Below are 19250 nucleotides of genomic sequence, written 5' to 3' on the forward strand. Positions count from 1 at the left end.
TTAATGGGTGGTTACTTGCCTGAATATAATAGTGACTATAACATGCTTGATAGTCTTCGGAATATCACTCGGTTGGCAGTGATAATAGCAAAATGAGTAAGGTCAGGATGTCAAACGCGCCCATCGAGCTAAAAGGCAGTAGTTTCACCTTATCAGTGGTTCATTTGCATGATGCAAAGCCCGAGGTTATTCGCCAGGCGTTAGAAGACAAAATCGCTCAGGCTCCCGCATTTTTAAATCATGCCCCCATTGTTATTAATGTTTCCGCTCTCAGTAATCCGGTCAACTGGCCGCCTTTGCAACAAGCAATAATGGCGACTGGCTTGCGCGTTGTTGGTATCAGTGGTTGTCAGGACAGCGAACTGAAAGCGGAGATTGAACGCGCGGGTCTTCCTCTTCTAACCGAAGGGAAAGAAAAAGCACCGCGCCCGGCCCCCGAGCCGGTCGCTGCGGCCCCGCTTGCCTCGACGGTAACCAAAACGCGCCTGATAGATACCCCCGTTCGTTCCGGGCAGCGAATCTATGCGCCTGACAGTGACCTGATTGTCACCAGTCATGTCAGCGCGGGTGCAGAGCTTATTGCTGATGGTAATATCCACGTATATGGCATGATGCGTGGACGTGCGTTGGCAGGGGCAAGCGGCGCACAGGATTCACAAATATTTTGTAGTCACCTTGCGGCGGAACTGGTCTCCATCGCAGGGGAGTACTGGCTGAGCGATCAAATCCCGGCCGATTATTATGGCAAAGCGGCACGCTTACTCTTGGTGGGTAACGCTTTGACTATTCAACCGTTAGATTAAGCCCTTTTTAACAAGGAACTCCTATGGCACGCATTATTGTTGTTACTTCGGGTAAAGGGGGCGTTGGTAAGACAACCTCCAGCGCGGCCATCGCTACTGGTTTGGCCCAGAAGGGAAACAAGACCGTTGTTATCGATTTCGATATTGGCCTGCGTAACCTCGACTTGATTATGGGCTGCGAACGCCGTGTGGTTTATGATTTTGTTAACGTCATTCAGGGTGATGCGACCCTGAATCAGGCGCTGATTAAAGATAAGCGCACCGAGAATCTCTATATTCTCCCCGCCTCTCAGACCCGTGATAAAGACGCACTGACCCGCGAAGGCGTGGAAAAAGTGCTGGATGAACTCAACAAAATGGATTTTGCGTTCATCATTTGCGACTCACCGGCAGGCATTGAAACCGGGGCGCTGATGGCGCTGTACTTCGCCGATGAAGCCATCATCACGACCAACCCGGAGGTCTCTTCCGTGCGAGACTCTGACCGTATCCTTGGTATTCTTGCTTCGAAATCCCGTCGAGCGGAAAATGGTCAGGATCCCATTAAAGAGCATCTGTTGTTAACCCGTTACAACCCAGGGCGCGTTAACAGAGGTGATATGCTCAGCATGGAAGATGTGCTGGAAATTCTGCGCATTAAACTGGTTGGCGTGATCCCGGAAGATCAGTCTGTGCTTCGTGCATCCAACCAGGGCGAGCCGGTTATTCTGGACGCCACTGCCGATGCCGGTAAAGCCTACGCCGATACCGTTGATCGCCTGTTGGGAGAAGAACGCCCTTTTCGCTTCATCGAAGAAGAGAAGAAAGGTTTCCTCAAACGCCTGTTCGGAGGATAAGTTATGGCATTACTCGACTTTTTTCTCTCACGAAAAAAGAACACCGCCAACATCGCGAAAGAGCGACTGCAAATTATTGTTGCTGAACGTCGCCGGAGCGATGCAGAACCACATTATTTGCCGCAGTTGAAACGCGATATTCTGGAAGTGATTTGCAAATACGTGCAAATTGATCCTGAAATGGTCACCGTTCAGCTCGAGCAAAAAGGTGATGATATTTCCATTCTGGAACTAAACGTCACCCTTCCGGAACCGGAAGAGACAAAATAACTTTTTGGCAACGACAGTTGTCAGAGGTAAATAAAAAGGCAGATATCCTCTGCCTTTTTTTATTGCCGCATGTAAAAAGCCTGTATTTATTTACAGGGATTACCGGGGATAATCTGCTAATACTTTTTTAAGTTGATCGGCCATCAATTCTGCACGCCAGCCACTGATTAATTCCGGCAGCGTGGTGGTCGTTTTTAACTGCCAGTGCCAGTTCAGTAACTGATTAATCTGCCGACGTGACGCCAGTAATTCCGCACTGAGACCTGAGGTTTCGCTGACTTTTTGCACCAGCGCTTTAATGTCTTTAAACGCTTTACGGTAGCCGGGCATATCAACAAGATTTAATAGCGGTTCAGGCAAGTCGGCATCCGGCAGGGCCTGCGCCTGCGCTACCAGTGCTAACAGGGTTTTACCATGAAAACGGATTTCACTGCCTGACAGCCCTATGCTATCCAGCTCACCCATGCTGCCTGGCATGTAGCGTGCGACTGCCCAGAGATTCTCTTCGCGCACTACAAAGTTCACCGCAAGATCGCGTTCCCGCGCCTTACGCAGACGCCAGTCCGCCAGCAATTTCAGGCACCCCAGCTGTCGCGTACGCAGCTGCCACGCGTTACTGATATCACGCCAGGCGTCTTCCGGCGCAAGGATCTCCTGGCGGCGTTGCATCATCAGACGGCACTCGTCAAGCGCGGCCTCCTGCCAGCCTGCCTGCGCCGTTTCCGCCATAAGCTTGTGTGCAATCGGCAACAGATACCAGACATCGGCGGCGGCGTAATCACACTGACGGTCGGTCAGGGGACGCGCGAGCCAGTCGGTGCGGGATTCACTTTTATCGATGGCAAGCCCGGTGAACTCCTCTACCATCGAGGCAAAGCCCCAGGAGAGCGCCCGGCCACAGAATGCCGCGAGGATTTGAGTATCAATCATCGGTTGCGGCAACATGCCAAAGGCATTCAGGAAAACTTCAAGATCCTCACTGCCGGCATGAAGGAATTTGGTTACGCGGGTGTCGCCAAGCAGTGTGCGAAACGGTGCCCAGTCGGTAATGGCCTGCGGGTCGATCAACGCGAGTTGTTCACCGTCGAACAGCTGAATTAATCCAAGCTGCGGGTAGTAAGTACGGGTGCGGACAAACTCGGTGTCGAGGGCGACAGCATCTTTTGCACCCGCAGTTTCACATAGCGCCGCCAGCGCCTGGTTCGTGGTGATCATCTGGTAATTCAAATCATTTTCTCTTAAGTTTGCGCCCATAAAAAACGCCGGATTAACCGGCGTTCAGGCGACTAACGCATAGCTCAGGCTTTATTGTCCACTTTGGCGCGGGCTTCGTCACGTAATTCTCGTCGTAAAATTTTGCCCACGTTGGATTTTGGCAGTTCAGTGCGAAACTCCACTTTTTTCGGCACCTTATAGCCAGTGAGCTGACGGCGACAGAAGGCAATCAGCGCCTCTTCGGTCAGCGAGGCCTCTTTTTTCACTACAAAAAGCTTAACCATCTCGCCGCTGTTTTCGGAAGGCACCCCAACGGCAGCCACCTCCTGCACTCCGGCATGTTGCATTACGACGTCTTCTATTTCATTCGGATAGACGTTGAAACCTGACACCAGAATCATATCTTTTTTGCGATCGACGATGCGCATAAACCCTTCGTCATCCATCACCGCAATATCACCGGTATATAACCAGCCGTCTTTGATGATTTCGTCCGTGGCATCCGGGCGCTGCCAGTAGCCGAGCATCACCTGAGGCCCTTTTACGCAAAGCTCTCCTGGCTGGCCGTGAATGACTTCGTTGCCCTCGTCATCGACCAGTTTTACTTCGGTGGAGGGCACCGGCAGACCAATGCTGCCGCTGTGGTAGTCGATATCATGCGGATTCACGCTCACCAGCGGGGAACATTCAGTCAATCCATATCCTTCCAGCAAATACTGTCCCGTCAGTTTTACCCAACGTTCGGCAACCGCCTGTTGCACCGGCATTCCGCCGCCGGCAGAAAGATGGAGGGTGGAGAAATCCAGTTTGCGGAACTCTTCATTATTCAGCAGCGCATTAAAGAGCGTGTTAACCCCGGTCATGGCGGTAAAGGGGTATTTCGCCAGTTCTTTGACGAGGCCCGGTATATCGCGCGGGTTGGTAATGAGAAGGTTCTGCCCGCCGAGCTCGATAAACAGCAGGCAGTTCATGGTCAGGGCGAAAATATGGTAGAGCGGAAGCGCGGTTACCACCAGTTCAGTACCACGGTGCAGTAACGGGCCGTAGGTCGCATTGACCTGCTCAAGGTTTGCCAGCATGTTCCGGTGAGTCAGCATCGCCCCTTTGGCAACGCCCGTTGTACCGCCGGTATATTGCAGAAAGGCCAGGTCGTCTGTGACCACATCAGGCTTGATATACTGCTGTCGGTAACCGGTTTGCAGAGCACGACGAAAGGAGATGGCGTCCGGCAGATGGTATTTCGGCACCAGGCGTTTAACGTACTTAACCACGAAGTTGACGAGGGTGCCTTTGGCAGGAGAAAGCTGATCGCCCATACGGGTCAGAATCACATGACGGACCTGAGTCTTATCAACCACTTTTTCCAGGGTATGAGCAAAGTTGGAGACAATGACAATCGCGGCAGCGCCACTGTCGTTGAGCTGATGCTCCAGTTCACGCGGCGTATAGAGCGGGTTAACATTCACCACCACCATACCAGCCCGCAGAATACCGAACAGCGCGACCGGGTATTGCAGAAGGTTTGGCATCATCAATGCCACACGATCGCCCTTTTTAAGCCCCAGGCTTTGCTGCAGATAGGCGGCGAAGGCCCGGCTACGCTCTTCCAGTTTGCGGAAGGTCATGACCTCCCCCATATTCACAAACGCAGGCTGATCCGCATAGCGCGCCGTGGCATGTTCAAAAAGTTCAACCAGAGATTGATAACGGTCGGGGTTGATTTCTGCCGGAACATCGGCGGGATAACGGTTTAGCCAAACCTTCTTCAATGCATCACCTCTAAAATGGATATTTGACGTCATCTCAACCCCGTTAAATAAACAAGTCGTTAACATAATATTAACTCAGCGTACCAGTTTATTAATTGTGCAAACTGAAGGTTGCGAAGCGCGTCACTAATTATTTTTCTTATCGACATTCAAATAAAGAAACAGCGGACCAGCCGCTGTTTTGTTTGCCAGGCAGAACAGAAAACTACTCTGTTACAATGCTTTGCTCGTATGCCGGGCCAGGGTTATACCAGCCCCAGCCACCGTAGCCATATCGCCACGGATGCGGCCCCATCATCCAGGGATCCATCGGCGCCGGAGGCAACACCACCTGTTTAGCTATATGCCAGCGTTTATACCCCTGCGCATTTACCACCAGAAACGTGTAGGGCGCGCCCCCCACCTGGCCGTCGTAGACGCCGGTAATCGGCCCTACTATCGTCACCAGGTGATTCTGGAAATCAACCGGATCGATAAAGCCGTTTACGTCAGCATAAATACGGCCGAACGAGGTCGTACCAAGGCGCGGACGCGCCCCGCTGTCCAGCGGCACGGCGGCGATCTCCAGTCGGGTTTTGCCTTTCTGATTAATCACCTTCACAACCTTGCCGCCAAAACGTGACTCCTGGCCGATATAAAGCTGGGGCGCGTTCATCACACGGACCAGATCCTCCTGCGGCGTCGGACTGTTTCCTTTGATCGCGTCAGGCACAGAGACACAGCCACTGAGCACCAGCGCCACAATACCTGCGGACAGCCAGCGCAAAACCCTTTTTTGATTCGCCATGATGCGACTCCTGAAACGTAGCTCGTACTACTGAGATTCATTCACGGCCGGGAAGTTTCTTCCATGCCACTTCGTTTCGCAAATAAACAGGTTCTGAGTGTTCAACGGCAACGGTGCGCCCCTGCGCCAGCAGGTGTTGGGCAATAGGCAGCATATCTTCTGCCGTCGGCAGTTCGATATGGCCGTCGGTAAGCGTAAGGTGAGTGACAGCACCCATTTCCGGCCAGGCTTTCCAGCCGGTCCCGACCGTCGCCCAGCTTCCCTCCAGTGCGGCCAGACGCGACACAACCGCCTCAGGCTTGAGCACAGCTTCGGTCTCTTCGCCCTGCCAGATGCCGTTTTCGTCACGCTGATACTCGGCCCAGTAGACCTCTCCCATGCGGGCATCAATCGCGGCGAGCACGCGCGTAGCGCCGGTTTTGCGCCATGCTCCCTCTGCCATCGTGGCCAGGGTCGAGACGCCAATCATGGGCAGTTCCGCGCCAAGTGCCAGCCCCTGGGCGATGCCGATACCAATACGAACGCCGGTAAAACTGCCCGGACCACGGCCGAATGCCAGTGCATTGAGAGAAGTTAAGGTCACCCCGCTTTGCGTGAGCACATCATTGACCAGCGGCAGGATGCGTTGTGTATGTTCGCGAGGGCAAAGTTCGAAGTGAGCAAAGGTTGCTCCGTTGTCGTGCAGGGCAACGGAGCACGCTTCAGTGGCGGTATCAATAGCCAGAATACGCATGGGTAATAGACGTCCCGGTAATACAAAATGGCGCGTATCTTAACACAGTCTCCGGCAAATTACTCCGCTTCGCCCGCCGCCAGAAATGCCACGGCGCGCTGAATATCACGGGTACGTGGCGCCGGGGGGAGGCTGGAGAGAAACACGGCGCCATAGGGACGCATGACCAGACGGTTGTCGCAAATCACCAGCACACCGCGATCGTCCACATCACGAATCAAGCGCCCTACTCCCTGTTTGAGGGTGATAACCGCATCCGGAAGCTGGACTTCATCGAAGGGATCACCTCCACGCAGACGGCAATCCTCCATACGGGCCTTGAGCAAAGGGTCATCCGGGGAGGTAAAGGGCAGTTTGTCGATGATAACCAGTGACAGGGCATCGCCGCGCACATCCACGCCCTCCCAGAAGCTGCTGGTCGCCACAAGCAAGGCGTTCCCGGCGCTGACGAACTGCTGGAGGAGTTGCCCCTTGCTGGTTTCTCCCTGTAACAGTACCGGGAGGGTCATGGTGGCGCGAAACTGTTCGGCCAGATCACGCATCATGGCGTGGGAGGTACAGAGCATAAAGCAGCGGCCATTATTCGCTTCGATAATCGGCCTCAGCATGGCAGCCAGGTGGCGGGCCGCCCCCGGCTGATTGGTTTGCGGCAGATTGCGCGGCACGCACAGCAGCGCCTGACTGGCATAATCAAAGGGGCTAGGCAGCAGTAAGGAGTCCGCGTCATTGATGCCTAAACGCGCGGTGAAGTGGTGAAGATCATCATTTACCGAGAGCGTGGCGGAGGTGAAAATCCAGCTGCCTTTCTTTTGTGCCATCACCTCCTGGAATTTATCGGATACCGACAGCGGGGTCAGCGCGAGGGTGAAATGGCGGGAGGTGCATTCATACCAGTAGCTGTACCCGGTCTGGTTATAGTCCTTTAAGCGCTTAAGTCGGGCCCGGTAGAGGGTGGCGCGCTCAAAGGCGGCATCGAGGAGAGCAGAACGGCCCAGGGATAATTTCGCGACGTCGTAGCAAAGCTCCAGCGCATCATCGAGCAGCAGCAAGGCGCGCTGGATATGGGCGTCTGCCAGTAATTCACGCAGATTACCGCGATAACCCGGTTCGCCGAGCTGCAGGCGAAAATCCTGGGTACTTTGCGCGAGCCTGTCGGCGCATTTCTGCAGCTGTTGCGTGTCTTTAAGCTCCGTGCGGTAGGCGATGGTGAAATCTTTAGCCAGATCGAGCAGTTGTCGGCTGGAAAGCGACTGACCAAAATACTGGCTGGCAATGTCCGGGAGCTGATGCGCTTCATCGAAAATCATCACATCGGCTTCGGGAATGAGTTCGCCGAAACCACTCTCTTTGACCACCATGTCGGCGAGAAAAAGATGATGATTCACCACCACCACATCCGCATCCATGGCTTTTTTACGTGCTTTGACCACAAAGCACTCTTTATACATCGGGCAATCGCTACCCAGGCAGTTATCGTTGGTGCTGGTGACCAGTGGCCAGGCGGCTGAATCTTCCGCCACGCTTGCGCAGGTGCTGATATCACCGTCCACGGTATTATTCGACCAGGAGCGCAGCATAATGACATCGCTTAAGGTCTGCACGGGCAAGTCGCCGCCAGCGAGAACCTGCTGTTCCAGCCGCTCTATGCAGAGATAGTTCGAACGCCCTTTTAACAATGCCGTTCTTCCGGCGTAAGCCAGCGCTTTTGCAACCGTTGGCAGGTCGCGGCTGTAAAGCTGATCCTGCAGGGCTTTGGAGCCGGTGGAGATGATCACCTTTTTACCTGCACGCAGCGCAGGGGCCAGGTAAGCATAGGTTTTCCCGGTACCGGTTCCCGCTTCAACCACCAGCGGTTGCGTTCGTGCGATAGCCTCACTAACCGCCCGGGCCATCTGGCGCTGCGGCTCTCGCGGCTTAAAGCCTGCTATCGCTTTGGCCAACTGACCGTCTGTTGCAAAATCGTCCGTCACACTGCCCCCACACTGGATAAATCGCCAGCGATTATGTCAGGGCATTGGGTTTTACGCCAGTCTGTGGCAGTCTTCTGCCTTCATAAGAAAAAGCACGAGGAAAAAAGTATGACCATTACCCGCATTGACGCTGATGCCCGAATGTCTGACGCCGTAATCCATCATCAAACGCTTTACTACACTGGCGTACCCGAAAATCTTGATGCCGACGCTTTCGAGCAGACGGCCAATACGCTGGCGCAAATTGACGCGGTGCTGGCTAAACAGGGCAGTGACAAGACCCGTATTCTGGATGTCACCATTTTTCTGGTTGAGAAGAGTGATTTTGCCGCAATGAACAAGGCCTGGGATGCCTGGGTCGTGGCCGGACATGCGCCGGTACGCTGTACCGTTCAGGCGGGATTGATGAACCCGAAATATAAAGTCGAAATAAAGATTATTGCCGCCGTCTGACAGACACCTTCCGGCGCACACCCGGCGCCGGAATTTACTCCATATCCAGGAAGTCGTCCCGCTCAAGATAATGATTAAGCGCCCGAATGATTTCAGCATCGCTGGCATGGGGTTTTTGCGCAATCGCCAGTTCCACGACAGACTGAAAATGCTCGCCCATGCAGGCGAAGTGAGGGTAGCGTCCCGTAGGCATTGCGTCCTCATCGTCATCGCCGCCCGCCACAAAGAGCACATCCCCCTCCTGTAACGCCCCCTCCCGCATGGAGTAGAGGCTGTAGTCAAGCGTGGTCCCTTGCCCGGCCTTCACGCAGGCAATCAGCGCCCCGATGCCGAGCGCGATATTCAGTCGCAGCGTTTCAAGCGCCGGGCCGATGGGCTCAAAGATGAGGGTCGCGCCGGTGTCCTGTAGCGCCCGCTCCAGGGGGCGCAAGCGCAGTCGATAGTCCTCGCCCACACATACGGGCAGGCTGGCGACGAACCCTAACGCACCGGCAAGCGGCAGATTAAGCGCTTTTCTGAGGACGTGAACCACCTTAAGCTTCTGCGGCCCCGTCCCGGTGATAAGAAGGCGTCCCGCCTGCCAGTCCAGGGGATCGACGCGAGTATCGCTATCTTCTTCATTCTCCTCTGACAGCCACGTTTCCCGAAGTTCGCCCCAGAAGCGGCTCTCAGGTTCAGTATGAGCGTCCAGTAACGCCAGTGCGGTCGCCTCGTCAGCATGATGCAGTTGCGCAAGCAGGGTGTGAAAGGCGTCCAGGTTGGGGGCGATGCGTTCTGCCTGCCAGCTACCCGCACCGTGCGCCGCGTAATAGACCGGATAGCCCTGCGCGGCCTCGTCAAGATTGATAAAAAAAGGATCGTCCAGCCCGTTAAGCGCAATCAGATACCAGCCAGGCTGCCACATACCGGGAGTCTTCGCGACAAGATTTTCCCCGGTAATGCCGTGCCAGCGGTAACCGCTATGCCATGCATGCCATTGCGCTGGCTGAGGGTAGTGAAAGGGAAGCAGTATGTCGCCTGGCGTCACTGCCGCGGTGATAAATGCCAGAATTGCATCAGGTATCTTCTCCGGCATGTTATTTTCCATTTTCTGCCTCCATGTTCCGGCGGTTACTCGTCTTCGTCTTCGTCCTCAAAACGCGCCACGATGCGTTCCCCTTTGTGGCTGGCGCGTAATTCATTAGCTACCTGAGTGATAGCCTGCCCGCTGCTCATGCCCTGCGACATCAGCTCATGGATGCGCTCAACGGCTTTTTGCTGCTGTTCATGACTAAGGGAAGGTAAACCTGCAAACATGGGTAACTCCTGCTAAATTATTGGCGCTAATTATTTCATGCGCCGTGGCTATGCGCCAGCGCTGGCGTTAAGAGCCAGGAACAATGAACTCAACAACACCTGCCATTATGGCACTACCCTGGCAGTCTGATGCTGCCGAATACTATTTTTCTTCCTTCCAGCATTTACCCTGGGCCATGCTGCTGCATTCAGGGCACGCGGAGCATACCTATAACCGTTACGATATTCTGGTGGCAGACCCGCTCTCAACGCTTGTGACCTCAGGGCAAACCACACATATTCACGATAGCAACGGGAGTCATACATCCACCGAGGATCCGCTGACCCTGCTTTGCCGCAGTCTGGAGGCAGCACCCTTTAAGCCCGACCTTTGCGAGGGACTGCCTTTTCAGGGCGGCGCATTGGGGCTGTTTGGTTACGATCTGGGGCGTCGCTTTGAGACCTTACCCGCTCAGGCGGAACGCGACATCACGCTGCCTGATATGGCAGTAGGCATATACGACTGGGCAATCATTGTTGACCACCACCTGCAGCAGGTCACGCTGCTGAGCTATCAGGATGTTGAGGCACGCTACGCCTGGCTTATGCAGCAGTCTGCCGTCGCGTCGCAACCTTTTCGCTTAACCTCCCCCTGGCAGTCAAATATGGATAGCCAAACCTACGCAGAGAAATTCCGCCAGATTCAGGCATGGATACGAAGCGGCGACTGCTATCAGGTCAATCTTGCTCAACGCTTTCAGGCGCGCTATGAAGGAGATGAGTGGCAGGCATTTGTGCGCCTTAATCACTCAAATCGCGCGCCGTTCAGCGCCTTTATCCGTCTTGATGATGGCGCGATTTTAAGCCTTTCACCTGAACGGTTTATTCAGATATCCGGTGACCGCATCCAGACCCGGCCGATTAAGGGCACACTGCCTCGTCTGAACGATCCGCAGGCAGATATCCAGCAGGCGCAAAAACTGGCAGGGTCGCCAAAAGACCGCGCTGAAAACCTGATGATTGTAGATTTAATGCGGAACGATATTGGTCGTGTGGCCGTGCCGGGTAGCGTTCGCGTCCCGGAACTTTTTGTGGTCGAGCCTTTCCCGGCGGTACACCACCTTGTCAGCACCATTACCGCGACGCTGCCGCCAGAAAAGCATGCCAGCGATCTCCTGCGTGCGGCCTTTCCGGGCGGCTCGATTACCGGTGCGCCAAAAATTCGGGCCATGGAAATCATTGACGCGCTGGAGCCACAACGGCGTAACGCGTGGTGCGGCAGCATTGGCTACCTCAGTTTCTGCGGCACGATGGATACCAGCATAACCATCCGAACCTTAACGGCATGGCAGGGTCAGCTCTACTGTTCAGCGGGGGGCGGCATTGTGGCCGACAGTAATGAGGAGGCGGAATATCAGGAGACTTTTGATAAGGTTAACCGCATATTGCAGCAACTGGAGAAATGAGAAGATGACGCAGCCTGCTCTGACGCTGGAGGATTTCTTATCCCGTTTTCAGCTTTTACGTCCGCAGATGAACCCTGTTATTGCCAATACGCGACAGGCGGCCGTTCTGGTGCCCGTCGTTCGTCGCGAACAGCCTGGTCTTTTGCTTACGCAGCGCTCCGCGCGGCTACGTAAACATGCCGGTCAGGTTGCTTTTCCTGGCGGTGCAGTGGACGATACCGACGCTTCACTGATTGCTGCGGCGTTACGGGAGGCGCAGGAAGAGGTGGCAATCCCCCCCGACGCTGTTGAAGTAATAGGTGTGTTGCCTGCCGTCGACAGCGTGACCGGTTTTCGTGTCACCCCGGTTGTGGGCATCATCCCGCCCGATTTGCCTTATCACGCCAGCGAGGATGAGGTGGCCTCCGTCTTTGAAATGCCACTGGCAGAAGCGTTGCGTCTGGGGCGCTACCACCCTCTCGATGTTCACCGCCACGGCAATGCCCATCGGGTATGGCTCTCCTGGTATCAGCATTACTTTGTCTGGGGTATGACCGCGGGCATTATTCGTGAGCTTTCGTTGCAGATTGGCGACAGACCTTGACTATACTTTAGTCATTGTAATCAATCGCTGACAGCGTTCAGCGGCCCGGCATAAGAAAAATCGCTGTCAGCCATTAGTTTAATTCATGTGAATAGTTGAACCGCGAAATTACTTCCCTCTTACACTATGCGCAGTTATTACATCGTTACCGGAACCCCGGTAACCCTGTCAGGAGTGTTAATGTGATTAGTATATTCGACATGTTTAAAGTGGGAATTGGTCCTTCTTCTTCCCACACTGTTGGCCCGATGAAGGCCGGGAAACAGTTCGTCGATGACCTGGTCGAAAAGGGATTGCTGGAGCGCGTAACCCGCGTTGCGGTGGACGTCTACGGTTCACTGTCATTAACGGGTAAAGGCCACCACACCGACATCGCCATTATTATGGGCCTTGCAGGAAATGAACCTGCTACCGTGGATATCGACAACATTCCCGCGTTTATTCGCGATGTTGAAAACCGGGGCCGCCTGCTGCTGGCCTCTGGTCGTCAGGAGGTGGATTTTCCACCCAATGACGGCATGCGTTTTCACAGCGATAACCTGCCGCTGCATGAAAATGCCATGAGCATTCATGCCTGGAGCGGTGAGAAAGAGATTTACAGTAAAACCTACTACTCCATTGGCGGTGGTTTTATCGTCGATGAGGAGCATTTTGGTAAAGAGACCGTTGCCAGCGTGACCGTTCCCTACCCGTTCAGGTCGGCCAGCGAGATGCTCGTTTACTGCCAGCAGACCGGCCTTTCTCTGTCCGGCATGGTCATGCAGAACGAACTGGCGCTGCACAGTAAACAAGAGATTGAAAGCTATTTTGGCCACGTGTGGGCTACAATGCGTGCCTGTATCGATCGCGGTATGAATACCGAAGGCGTGCTGCCGGGGCCGTTACGCGTACCCCGTCGTGCTTCAGCGTTGCGTCGACTGTTGGTTGCCAGCGATAAATTATCTAATGACCCCATGAATGTTGTGGACTGGGTCAATATGTTTGCCCTGGCGGTGAACGAAGAGAACGCTGCTGGCGGGCGTGTGGTTACCGCGCCGACTAACGGCGCATGTGGGATAGTCCCGGCGGTCCTGGCTTATTACGATCACTTTATCGAGCCGGTAAGCCCGGATATCTATATTCGTTACTTCCTTGCTGCCGGTGCCATTGGCGCGTTGTATAAGATGAATGCCTCTATCTCCGGCGCTGAAGTGGGCTGTCAGGGTGAAGTCGGCGTTGCCTGTTCAATGGCCGCCGCCGGGCTTGCTGAACTGCTGGGCGCAAGCCCTGAGCAGGTCTGCGTGGCTGCGGAAATCGGTATGGAGCATAACCTGGGCCTGACGTGTGACCCGGTGGCAGGCCAGGTACAGGTGCCCTGTATTGAACGTAATGCGATAGCCTCGGTAAAAGCCATCAATGCGTCCCGTATGGCGATGCGTCGTACCAGCGCTCCGCGCGTATCGCTCGATAAAGTTATCGAAACGATGTACGAAACAGGCAAAGACATGAACGCCAAATACCGCGAAACCTCGCGCGGCGGCCTTGCCATCAAGGTTCAGTGCGACTAATACGTCGTCATAGCCCTTCTGCAACGGAAGGGCTAATTTCCTGCACCGCCTCTTCTCTTTCCTGAATTCCCACTACACTTTGTTTGTTCTGGCGATCGTTCCAGGCCAGTGGCTACACAGGCGGTCACGGCATGCAAACAGCACAGCAAATCATTTCAGGATACCGGCGCAAACGCATCATTGTCTGCGCCCTGGTCGCTATTGCTGTTTTTCTGGCAACCCTGGCGGTGCGATTTATTTTGGAGCGCAATTTAAATGAGCGCAAAATTGCAACCTTTACGGCCCATGCCGTGCAGACCCTGGACAAGTTGCTCCTGCCTCTTGAACTCAGACGCAGCGATCTTATTCCTCTGGTAGGACAGCCCTGCGCAAGTGCCCATTTTTTGTTGCGTAAACAAGCTGCCAGCCTGCAGACCGTGCGCTCTGTCGCCCTGATTAAAGACGGTATCCTTTATTGCTCAAGCATATTCGGTTATCGCGATGTGCCAATTAACCAACTACAGCCCGCGCTGCCTTCCCCTACTCCCTTGCTGCTGCTCTCAACCGATCAATCGTTGCTGAAGAATTCGCCAGTGATGATCTTTTGGTATCCGACAACACCAGAGGGGCAGAGTGGCATTATTGAAGTCATTAATATTGATCTGCTCACAGCCTTTACTCTTGAGCCTGATTCCCCGCTTATCAGCGGGGCAAGCCTGAGCGTCGGACAGCGGCATCTGGTCTATGGGCAGGGGGTGGTCGGGGCCCTTCCCGCCCTGAAGGGGGAGGAGCGTTATCAGAAAGCGTCGGACCGGTTCCCGTTCAGTGTTGCTGTTGTCAGCCCCGGTGCGGCGCGGCTGGCATGGCGTTATCTCTCCTCTCAGGTTCCTCTTGCGCTGATGCTAAGTCTGCTGATGGGATACATTGCCTGGCTTGCCACCGCGAGTCGGATGAGTTTTTCATGGGAGATCAATCTTGGCATGGCTGCGCGGGAGTTCGAGCTGTTTTGTCAGCCTCTGCTGGATGCCGGGACCAACAGGTGTGTCGGCGTGGAGATCCTGTTGCGCTGGAATAACCCCCGTCAGGGATGGATTTCACCGGAAGTGTTTATCCCCATCGCGGAAGAACACCATCTCATCGCTCCCCTTACCCGCTATGTCATGGCTGAAACGCAGCGTCAGATCGGGTTGTTCCCGGCCGACACTCATTTTCAGATTGGCATCAATGTGGCACCGAGCCATTTGCGTAATGGTGAATTACTAAAAGATTTAAATACGTACTGGTTCAGCGCCCGTCCGACCCAGCAGCTCACCATTGAGATCACCGAACGTGATGCGCTGCAGGATGTGGATTACCGCATGGTGCGCGAGCTGCACCGTAAAGGGTTAAAAATCGCTATTGATGATTTCGGCACCGGCAACAGCTCACTCTCATGGCTGGAGCGGTTACGCCCGGATGTGCTTAAAATCGACAAGTCTTTTACCACGGCAATCGGCACCGATGCGGTGAACGCCACGGTCACCGATATCATCATTTCGTTGGGGCAGCGTCTTAACATTGAACTGGTGGCGGAGGGGGTTGAGAACCTCCGCCAGGCCTCGCATCTGCGCCAGCGGGGAGTTCATGTCCTGCAGGGTTTTTTATACGCGAAGCCGATGCCGGTAAAAGAGTTTCCGCGCTGGCTGGCGGGATGGTCGCCCCCTCCCGCCCGCCACACTAAACTGATGACGCCGTTTATGTCGCTTTGAATTACTCTTCTTCGTCGTACAGCGGTTGCTCTTTAACAACACGAACCAGATCCACGCGATAATCGTTGGCTTCCACTACGGTTATCTGCAGCGGCTTCAGTTCCAGTACGTCGCCAGTACGTGGGATCTGACCATTAATCGCAATGACCAGGCCCGCAACGGTAGCAATGTCTTCCTCTTCATTGACCAGCGTATCGAGTTGCAGGGTATGCTGCAGCGCATGCAGATCCGTCGCCCCTTTCACCAGCCAGCCGTCACCGTCAGCGACGATTTCCGGCGTTTCGTCTGCATCGGGGAATTCACCAGCGATAGCTTCCAGCACATCCAGCGGCGTAACCAGCCCCTGCACGACGCCAAACTCGTTGGTGACAATAACAAAACTGCCACGTGCGCGACGTAACACCGCCAGAAGCTTAATAGGGTCCAGGGTTTCAGGGACGACGATAGCTGGCGACATGGCCGCAATGGCGCCTACGTCCCCCCCTTCTTCCAGCGCCACCAGCATCTCTTTGGCACGTACAATACCAATTACCTCATCCAGCTCTCCACGGCATACCGGGAAAAGACTATGCGGTGAAGAGAGCAGTTGCTGACGAATCTCGTCCACACCGAGGTTTGCATCCACCCAGCTTATCTCACCGCGTGGCGTCATGATGCTGCGCAGTGAGCGTGAGGCCAGGGTAAGCACACCATTGATCATGTAACGTTCTTCTTCCGCAAAGGCCCCTTCCGGCACCGGCACAGCCGCCGGGCTTTCAGCGTCCTGGGGCTGATTCGCGCGGCGCTTGCCCCCCATCAAACGGAGGATGGCATCAGCGGTACGTGCGCGCAGCGGCACCGCTGACTGGTGGCGAATAAAGTTGCGACGGGCAATCTGGTTAAAGAGCTCGATAACGATAGAGAAGCCTATCGCGGCGTAGAGATAACCTTTTGGTATATGGAATCCAAAGCCTTCCGCGACCAGACTCAGACCAATCATCAACAGGAAGCTCAGGCAGAGCACAACTACCGTTGGATGCTGGTTCACGAAGCGGGTTAACGGCTTTGAGGCAAGCAGCATGACGGCCATAGCAATCACCACAGCGGCCATCATGACCGGCAGATGATTCACCATACCGACGGCGGTAATGACCGCATCAAGAGAGAACACCGCATCAAGGATGACAATCTGAACGACCACTACCCAGAAACTGGCATAACCTTTCCCCTGACCGCCCTCAAGTTGACGGTTTTCCAGCCTTTCATGCAGTTCAGTGGTGGCTTTGAACAGCAGGAAAATACCACCAAACAGCATAATGAGATCGCGACCGGAAAAGGTGAAATCCCAGACGCTGAATAACGGCTGCGTGAGCGTCACCATCCAGGAGATCAACGACAGCAGCCCCAGACGCATGACTAAGGCAAGCGAGAGACCAATGAGTCGCGCTTTGTCACGTTGTTTAGGGGGAAGCTTATCGGCCAGGATGGCGATAAAGACCAGGTTATCAATACCAAGAACAATTTCCAGGACGACAAGCGTCAACAGGCCCGCCCAGATTGAGGGGTCCATTAAGAATTCCATGGGTATCTCCTGCTCAACATAAGGCCAGACAGCGCGCGTGAACGCACAGGCGTGATGACATTAAAGGGGGTCGAAGTACAGAAATGGTTGGCAATGGGTTGCCAGAGGGTTAACTGACGTCGGTGACGGTCCATACGGTGGGCTGCAGCCCTTTACTCCTGAAATATTAAACGGAAGGTAAACATATCAAAGAGAGTTTGTCTTTGGCAAAGATTTACCTGAATTTGCATTTAACGACTTTTTCACGCCGCGAGGCTTCTTCGGTTCTTAAGCTAAATTACGGATCTTCATCACATAAATTATTTTTTCGCTGTCTAAAATAAATCCCGGAAGTCTTAGTTTTTCCTCGCTTATATTAATCGATTCACTGAATGGCGAGGTTCTCAACAGACCTTTTACAGGTGTGTTAACGACAAAAACGAAGGAGGTAGCAAGTGACCATTGCTATTGTGATAGGCACACATGGTTGGGCTGCGGAACAGTTACTCAAAACCGCTGAAATGTTATTAGGCGAGCAGGAGAATGTGGGTTGGATTGATTTCGTTCCTGGGGAAAATGCCGAAACCTTAATTGAAAAGTACAATGCTCAACTGGCAAAACTCGATACCCACCAGGGCGTGCTGTTTCTGGTTGATACCTGGGGCGGCAGCCCATTTAATGCCGCCAGCCGCATTGTCGTCGACAAAGAACATTATGAGGTGGTTGCCGGGGTAAATATCCCCATGCTGGTCGAAACCTTAATGGCGCGTGATGACAACCCCGATTTTGACGAACTGGTCGCGGTGGCGGTTGAAACCGGACGTGAAGGCGTGAAAGCGCTGAAAGCGGCTCCGGTCGCCAAAGCGGTGCCTGCCGCTCCCCCTAAAGCACCGGCTCCTGCCCGCCCTATGGGCCCAAATGACTATATGACCATTGGTCTTGCACGCATTGATGACCGTTTGATCCACGGACAGGTCGCGACGCGCTGGACAAAAGAAACCAACGTGACGCGCATCATCGTCATCAGTGATGAGGTCGCCGCCGATAATGTACGCAAAACGTTGCTGACCCAGGTAGCCCCTCCGGGCGTAACAGCGCACGTTGTGGATGTAGCCAAAATGATCCGTGTCTATAACAACCCGAAATATGCCGGTGAGCGCGTGATGTTGCTCTTCACTAATCCGACAGATGTGCTGCGTATTGTTGAGGAAGGGGTGAAGATTACGTCCGTTAACATCGGAGGCATGGCGTATCGTCAGGGAAAAACTCAGGTGAATAATGCGGTGTCGGTGGATGAAAAAGACATTGAGGCGTTCAAAAAGCTTAATGAACGCAACATTGAGCTGGAAGTTCGCAAGGTTTCTAACGATCCGAAACTGAAAATGATGGATTTGATCAGCAAAGTGGCGAAGTAATCACGCGCTTTCTTTGACGCGATTTCACATATACGTTTGTTTTAGCATAGGAGAAGTACAATGGAGATTACCACTCTTCAGATTGTGCTGGTGTTTGTCGTGGCGTGTATTGCCGGTATGGAATCGGTGCTTGACGAGTTCCAGTTTCACCGTCCGTTAGTGGCCTGTACGCTGGTGGGTATTGTCCTGGGAGATATGAAAACAGGCATTATCATCGGCGGTACGCTGGAAATGATTGCGCTGGGCTGGATGAACATCGGTGCTGCAGTTGCACCGGATGCCGCGCTGGCCTCCATTATCTCGACCGTGCTGGTTATTGCAGGCCATCAGAGCATTGGCGCTGGCATCGCGCTGGCAATCCCACTTGCCGCTGCTGGTCAGGTTCTGACTATCATCGTGCGTACTATTACCGTTGCCTTCCAGCACGCCGCAGATAAAGCCGCCGAAAATGGCAACCTTACGGCCTTGTCCTGGATCCATGTCTCTTCACTCTTCCTGCAGGCAATGCGTATCGCCATTCCGGCGGTTATCGTTGCTATCTCTGTAGGTACCAGTGAAGTTCAGGGCATGCTTAATGCCATCCCTGAAGTGGTCACCAGCGGTCTGAATATCGCCGGTGGCATGATCGTGGTGGTCGGTTACGCGATGGTCATTAACATGATGCGCGCAGGCTACCTGATGCCCTTTTTCTACCTGGGTTTTGTTACCGCGGCGTTCACCAACTTCAACCTGGTGGCGTTGGGCGTTATCGGTGCAGTGATGGCTGTTCTCTATATTCAGCTTAGCCCGAAATATAATCGCTCAGCCGCCCCTGCGCAGGCTGCAGGTTCCAACGATCTTGATAATGAACTGGACTAACAG

Annotated in this window: 18 protein-coding genes; 10 read left to right on the top strand and 8 right to left on the bottom strand. The window is 54.2% G+C overall.

Going from position 1 to position 19250, the window contains the following annotated elements:
• Nucleotides 1-107: 107 nt before the first annotated feature.
• Genes minC through minE form a run of 3 tightly spaced genes read left to right on the top strand, consistent with a single transcriptional unit; the run spans nucleotide 108 to nucleotide 1909 of the window.
• Complete coding sequence (gene minC, locus KXR87_RS07130) at nucleotides 108-803, top strand: septum site-determining protein MinC (RefSeq protein ID WP_437431570.1); 696 nt, start codon at nucleotides 108-110, stop codon at nucleotides 801-803.
• A gap of 23 nt (nucleotides 804-826) precedes the next feature.
• On the top strand, nucleotides 827-1639 hold the full coding sequence (gene minD, locus KXR87_RS07135) for a septum site-determining protein MinD (protein ID WP_437431571.1): 813 nt from the start codon (nucleotides 827-829) through the stop codon (nucleotides 1637-1639).
• Nucleotides 1640-1642: 3 nt separating this feature from the next.
• Nucleotides 1643-1909 (top strand): cell division topological specificity factor MinE, encoded by a 267-nt coding sequence (gene minE / locus KXR87_RS07140; protein WP_437431572.1) that lies wholly within the window; start codon nucleotides 1643-1645, stop codon nucleotides 1907-1909.
• 99 nt (nucleotides 1910-2008) lie between these two features.
• Here the strand turns inward: minE and rnd are convergent, their stop codons facing one another.
• The 5 genes from rnd to KXR87_RS07165 all read right to left on the bottom strand — a co-directional run bounded on the left by rnd (nucleotide 2009) and on the right by KXR87_RS07165 (nucleotide 8383).
• Nucleotides 2009-3136, bottom strand: a complete 1128-nt coding sequence (rnd, locus tag KXR87_RS07145; RefSeq protein ID WP_437431662.1) for a ribonuclease D — start codon at nucleotides 3134-3136, stop codon at nucleotides 2009-2011.
• Between the two features lie 71 nt (nucleotides 3137-3207).
• A complete protein-coding gene (gene fadD / locus KXR87_RS07150; RefSeq protein WP_437431573.1) occupies nucleotides 3208-4893 on the bottom strand; it encodes a long-chain-fatty-acid--CoA ligase FadD in 1686 nt (561 codons plus the stop codon).
• A gap of 205 nt (nucleotides 4894-5098) precedes the next feature.
• Nucleotides 5099-5680: a Slp family lipoprotein gene (locus KXR87_RS07155; protein WP_437431574.1), complete on the bottom strand. Its 582-nt coding sequence runs from the start codon at nucleotides 5678-5680 to the stop codon at nucleotides 5099-5101.
• A 37-nt stretch (nucleotides 5681-5717) separates the two neighbouring features.
• Nucleotides 5718-6413: a tRNA (adenosine(37)-N6)-threonylcarbamoyltransferase complex dimerization subunit type 1 TsaB gene (tsaB, locus tag KXR87_RS07160; protein WP_437431575.1), complete on the bottom strand. Its 696-nt coding sequence runs from the start codon at nucleotides 6411-6413 to the stop codon at nucleotides 5718-5720.
• Between the two features lie 59 nt (nucleotides 6414-6472).
• Entirely contained in the window at nucleotides 6473-8383 is a 1911-nt protein-coding gene (locus KXR87_RS07165; RefSeq protein WP_437431576.1) for an ATP-dependent DNA helicase, read from the bottom strand.
• A gap of 108 nt (nucleotides 8384-8491) precedes the next feature.
• Here KXR87_RS07165 and KXR87_RS07170 point away from each other — a divergent pair, with 108 nt between their 5' ends.
• Nucleotides 8492-8836, top strand: a complete 345-nt coding sequence (locus KXR87_RS07170) for a RidA family protein (RefSeq protein ID WP_437431577.1) — start codon at nucleotides 8492-8494, stop codon at nucleotides 8834-8836.
• 34 nt (nucleotides 8837-8870) lie between these two features.
• On the opposite strand, the gene KXR87_RS07175 is transcribed toward KXR87_RS07170, so the two are convergent.
• Both KXR87_RS07175 and KXR87_RS07180 read right to left on the bottom strand, forming a co-directional pair.
• Nucleotides 8871-9923: a hypothetical protein gene (locus tag KXR87_RS07175; protein ID WP_437431578.1), complete on the bottom strand. Its 1053-nt coding sequence runs from the start codon at nucleotides 9921-9923 to the stop codon at nucleotides 8871-8873.
• A gap of 23 nt (nucleotides 9924-9946) precedes the next feature.
• The gene (locus KXR87_RS07180; RefSeq protein WP_437431579.1) at nucleotides 9947-10132 is read right to left on the bottom strand and encodes a YoaH family protein; all 186 of its coding nucleotides are present in this window, start codon (nucleotides 10130-10132) and stop codon (nucleotides 9947-9949) included.
• 83 nt (nucleotides 10133-10215) lie between these two features.
• Between KXR87_RS07180 and pabB the strand changes: the two genes are divergently transcribed.
• From pabB to KXR87_RS07200, 4 genes are all read left to right on the top strand, one after another.
• Nucleotides 10216-11577 carry an aminodeoxychorismate synthase component 1 gene (pabB, locus tag KXR87_RS07185; protein ID WP_437431580.1) on the top strand — a complete coding sequence of 454 codons (1362 nt, stop codon included), beginning with the start codon at nucleotides 10216-10218 and terminating at the stop codon, nucleotides 11575-11577.
• Nucleotides 11578-11581: 4 nt separating this feature from the next.
• Entirely contained in the window at nucleotides 11582-12160 is a 579-nt protein-coding gene (locus KXR87_RS07190; protein ID WP_437431581.1) for a CoA pyrophosphatase, read from the top strand.
• Nucleotides 12161-12342: 182 nt separating this feature from the next.
• Complete coding sequence (gene sdaA, locus KXR87_RS07195; RefSeq protein ID WP_437431582.1) at nucleotides 12343-13707, top strand: L-serine ammonia-lyase; 1365 nt, start codon at nucleotides 12343-12345, stop codon at nucleotides 13705-13707.
• A 131-nt stretch (nucleotides 13708-13838) separates the two neighbouring features.
• The gene (locus tag KXR87_RS07200; protein ID WP_437431583.1) at nucleotides 13839-15434 is read left to right on the top strand and encodes an EAL domain-containing protein; all 1596 of its coding nucleotides are present in this window, start codon (nucleotides 13839-13841) and stop codon (nucleotides 15432-15434) included.
• A 1-nt stretch (nucleotide 15435) separates the two neighbouring features.
• Here KXR87_RS07200 and yoaE read toward each other — a convergent pair whose 3' ends face one another.
• Nucleotides 15436-16995, bottom strand: a complete 1560-nt coding sequence (gene yoaE / locus KXR87_RS07205) for a CNNM family cation transport protein YoaE (protein ID WP_437431584.1) — start codon at nucleotides 16993-16995, stop codon at nucleotides 15436-15438.
• Nucleotides 16996-17429: 434 nt separating this feature from the next.
• On the opposite strand from yoaE, the gene manX reads away from it, so the two are divergent.
• A complete protein-coding gene (manX, locus tag KXR87_RS07210) occupies nucleotides 17430-18389 on the top strand; it encodes a PTS mannose transporter subunit IIAB (RefSeq protein ID WP_437431585.1) in 960 nt (319 codons plus the stop codon).
• Between the two features lie 60 nt (nucleotides 18390-18449).
• Entirely contained in the window at nucleotides 18450-19247 is a 798-nt protein-coding gene (gene manY / locus KXR87_RS07215) for a PTS mannose transporter subunit IIC (protein ID WP_437431586.1), read from the top strand.
• Nucleotides 19248-19250: the final 3 nt, after the last annotated feature.

It is taken from the genome of Yokenella regensburgei, assembly GCF_051486985.1.
GTDB lineage: Bacteria > Pseudomonadota > Gammaproteobacteria > Enterobacterales > Enterobacteriaceae > CBFFRJ01.

Bases quoted from the DNA above. Each gene is read 5' to 3' on its own strand.
- minC (WP_437431570.1), top strand. From the start codon at position 108: ATGTCAAACGCGCCCATCGAGCTAAAAGGCAGTAGTTTCACCTTATCA.
- KXR87_RS07190 (WP_437431581.1), top strand. From the start codon at position 11,582: ATGACGCAGCCTGCTCTGACGCTGGAGGATTTCTTATCCCGTTTTCAG.
- yoaE (WP_437431584.1), bottom strand. From the start codon at position 16,995: ATGGAATTCTTAATGGACCCCTCAATCTGGGCGGGCCTGTTGACGCTT.
- minD (WP_437431571.1), top strand. From the start codon at position 827: ATGGCACGCATTATTGTTGTTACTTCGGGTAAAGGGGGCGTTGGTAAG.
- pabB (WP_437431580.1), top strand. From the start codon at position 10,216: ATGAACTCAACAACACCTGCCATTATGGCACTACCCTGGCAGTCTGAT.
- KXR87_RS07175 (WP_437431578.1), bottom strand. From the start codon at position 9,923: ATGGAAAATAACATGCCGGAGAAGATACCTGATGCAATTCTGGCATTT.
- KXR87_RS07180 (WP_437431579.1), bottom strand. From the start codon at position 10,132: ATGTTTGCAGGTTTACCTTCCCTTAGTCATGAACAGCAGCAAAAAGCC.
- KXR87_RS07200 (WP_437431583.1), top strand. From the start codon at position 13,839: ATGCAAACAGCACAGCAAATCATTTCAGGATACCGGCGCAAACGCATC.
- KXR87_RS07170 (WP_437431577.1), top strand. From the start codon at position 8,492: ATGACCATTACCCGCATTGACGCTGATGCCCGAATGTCTGACGCCGTA.
- manY (WP_437431586.1), top strand. From the start codon at position 18,450: ATGGAGATTACCACTCTTCAGATTGTGCTGGTGTTTGTCGTGGCGTGT.
- minE (WP_437431572.1), top strand. From the start codon at position 1,643: ATGGCATTACTCGACTTTTTTCTCTCACGAAAAAAGAACACCGCCAAC.
- tsaB (WP_437431575.1), bottom strand. From the start codon at position 6,413: ATGCGTATTCTGGCTATTGATACCGCCACTGAAGCGTGCTCCGTTGCC.
- KXR87_RS07155 (WP_437431574.1), bottom strand. From the start codon at position 5,680: ATGGCGAATCAAAAAAGGGTTTTGCGCTGGCTGTCCGCAGGTATTGTG.